Origin of the sequence: Aliivibrio sp. S10_S31, from assembly GCF_014694495.1 — a bacterium.
Lineage (GTDB): Bacteria > Pseudomonadota > Gammaproteobacteria > Enterobacterales > Vibrionaceae > Aliivibrio > Aliivibrio fischeri.
On sequence record NZ_JAAUWR010000130.1, the window covers coordinates 1 to 361 of the forward strand.

1 rRNA gene is annotated in these 361 nt (G+C 33.2%); it reads left to right on the plus strand.

Annotated features, from left to right (window positions below):
• Nucleotides 1-74 (plus strand): 16S ribosomal RNA (locus tag HC728_RS19915); the annotation flags it as partial.
• Between the last annotated feature and the right edge of the window lie 287 nt (nt 75-361).

Below are 361 nucleotides of genomic sequence, written 5' to 3' on the forward strand. Positions count from 1 at the left end.
CTTTGTGGTTCATGACTGGGGTGAAGTCGTAACAAGGTAGCCCTAGGGGAACCTGGGGCTGGATCACCTCCTTAAACGATAGATTACGGTTTATGAGTGTTCACACAGATTAATTAGGTTTTAAATTAAAGATAAAGAGTTTTAATTAATAATCTTTATTATTGATTAAAGCTTTTGCTTTAAGCTCTTTAACAATTTGGAAAGCTGACTGATTTAAATAACTTACGAGTTATCTAAATCAAAATTTAAAAGTTCTTAATATCCTTTGTTTTACTTTGTAAAACGAAGAACAACACATTCAAGTGTTCTTGTATTTTGAATCCGGCGAAAAACCAGAACTCGCAATGACGAGTTCAACCTT